General features: G+C 65.3%; 2 protein-coding genes. Both read left to right on the forward strand.

The annotated features are described in order from the left end of the window. Positions 1 to 111: 111 nt before the first annotated feature. Positions 112 to 1,611 carry an IS21 family transposase gene (istA, locus tag IBJ82_RS34345; protein WP_194830161.1) on the forward strand — a complete coding sequence of 500 codons (1,500 nt, stop codon included), beginning with the start codon at positions 112 to 114 and terminating at the stop codon, positions 1,609 to 1,611. After that, positions 1,608 to 2,396 carry an IS21-like element helper ATPase IstB gene (istB, locus tag IBJ82_RS34350; protein ID WP_194830162.1) on the forward strand — a complete coding sequence of 263 codons (789 nt, stop codon included), beginning with the start codon at positions 1,608 to 1,610 and terminating at the stop codon, positions 2,394 to 2,396. Before istA ends, istB begins: the two co-directional genes overlap by 4 nt. The last annotated feature ends 77 nt before the right edge of the window (positions 2,397 to 2,473 follow it).

Raw genomic sequence — 2,473 nt, forward strand, 5'->3', positions numbered from 1 at the left:
AAAGTCCCCACCCCCTTCGGCGGGTTGACCGTGTGTCGACCCGGAGCACAGGCCCTGGGCGGTGACGGTGATAGCGCCAACTGTCACCGAGCACCAACCCAGGGAGCTCCATTGAAGTCCGAGAGGGAACGAATGGACATCATTTCTGCCTACCGAGAAACCGGAACCTACCGAGCCGCCGCCGAAATGTGCGGCACCACCCACAAAACCGTGAAACGCGTCATCGAGGCAGCCGAAACCAGCCAGAAACCACCAGCCCGCCCGGCGCGGCCACGTAACTACGAGGCCGTGACCGACCTGGTCGCCGAGCGAGTGAAGAAATCTGGCGGCCGGATCTCGGCGAAGCGACTGCTGCCGGTCGCCCGCGCCGCCGGCTACCAGGGCTCGCCCCGTAACTTCCGGCGTCTGGTCGCGGATCAGAAAGCGTTGTGGCGCACCGATAATCACCGCGGCCGCCGTCCCGCGACCTGGACTCCGGGCGAGTACCTGGTGATGGACTGGGCCGAAGCCGCACCGGGATTGCACCTGTTCTGCGCGGTGCTGGCGTTCTCGCGGTGGCGGTTCACCCGCTTCGCCACCGATCAACGCCAGTCCACCACCCTGGCCATGATCGCCGAATCCCTCGACGAACTCGGCGGTGTCCCCGCGAAGATTCTCACCGACCGCATGGGTTGCCTCAAAGGCGGTGTCGTGGCCGGAGTGATGGTCCCGACCGTCGAATACGTCAGGTTCGCAACACATTACGGCTTCACACCTGACTGGTGTCACGCAGCAGATCCGCAATCGAAAGGGATCGTGGAGAACCTCTGCGGCTACGCCCAAACCGACCTAGCTGTCCCGCTACTCACCGAAACCGCGCTCACCGGCACGGAACTGAGCCTGCTCCAAGCCAACGCGGCGGCGAAAATCTGGTGCGCGGAGGTGAACTCGACGATCCACTCCGAGATCGCGGCCGTCCCCAATGATCGCCTGGTCGTGGAACGCGAACTCCTCTCCGCGCTGCCGTCGCTGCGACTGCCGGTCGGTGCGGCATCGGTGCGCCGCAAGGTCGACCGATTGTCTTGTGTCCGTTACGGATCGGCCCGCTACTCGGTCCCGAACCGGCTGATCGGGCACCACGTGAACCTGGTCATCGACTCCGGCGCGCTGATCGTTGTCGAGGACCGCAGCGGGGTGATCCTGGCCGAACACGCCCTCATGGCTCCCGGCGAAGTCTCGATCAACGACGACCACTACGACCGTCCCCGCCCGGCACCAGACCGGGGACCACGACCGAAAACCGTGACAGAACAACAGTTCTGCGCCCTGGGTGCTGACGCGCAAGCGTTCCTCGTCGGCTCAGCGGCCGCTGGCAACACCCGCCTCGGTTCCGAACTCGGTGAACTCCTGGCACTGCGTGACGCGCACGGCCACGACGACCTGATCGCCGCGCTGCGTCGCGCGGTCGCGTTCAAACGCTTCCGCGCCGCCGATGTCCGTTCCATCCTCGCTGCTGGCGCGGGCGCACCACACCCGCGTCCGGCCGGGGACGCCCTAGTGGTCGATTTGCCGGTCGCCCAGACCCGGTCGCTCGACGCCTACAAGATCACCCGAGACGGGAGCGCGTCATGACCACACCATCCAAACCCGTTGCTGTTAAAAAGGTTCCGGCGCTACCCGCTGACCTTGACGCCGGACTTCGGCGGTTGAAGCTATCCACGGTCCGTCGTGATGCCCCCGAAGTCCTGGCGACCGCGAAACTGCAACGTTGGACCCCCGAGGAGACCCTGCGGACCCTGATCGAGGCCGAATGCGCCGCCCGCGACGCCTCCAACGCGGTAAACCGGCTCAAGGCTGCCGCGTTTCCGGTGACCAAGACCCTCGACGGGTTCGACGTCGGGTCTTCCTCGATCCCGCAAGCCACGTTCGACTACCTCGCCACGCTGGAATGGGTTCGGGCACAACACAATTTGTGTCTCATTGGGCCACCCGGGACAGGCAAGAGTCATACCTTGATCGGGCTCGGACACGCCGCAGTCACCGCCGGGTTGAAGGTCCGCTACTTCACCGCCGCCGAGCTAGTCGACACCCTCTATCGAGGGTTGGCCGATAACACCGTCGGCAAGGTCATCGACACCATATTGCGGGCTGACCTGCTGATCTGTGACGAGATCGGGTTCGCGCCACTGGACGACACGGGCACCCAGTTGCTGTTTCGGCTGGTCGCGGCCGCTTACGAGCGGCGGTCGTTGGCCGTCGCGTCGCATTGGCCGTTCGAGCAGTGGGGTCGTTTCCTGCCCGAGCACACCACCGCGGTCAGCATCTTGGACCGGTTGCTACACCACGCCACCGTCGTGGTCACCGACGGCGATTCCTACCGGATGAAACACCGCACGAAAGCAGGTGAGCGCCCCTGATCTGAGCACCCCACCCCCGCCTGGGGGTGGGGACTTCCCGTTGGCCACCAGCGGGGACTTACGAATGGCCGTTGACA

It is taken from the genome of Nocardia sp. XZ_19_231 (assembly GCF_015355705.1).
GTDB lineage: Bacteria > Actinomycetota > Actinomycetes > Mycobacteriales > Mycobacteriaceae > Nocardia > Nocardia salmonicida.

Bases quoted from the DNA above. Each gene is read 5' to 3' on its own strand.
- istB (WP_194830162.1), top strand. From the start codon at position 1,608: ATGACCACACCATCCAAACCCGTTGCTGTTAAAAAGGTTCCGGCGCTA.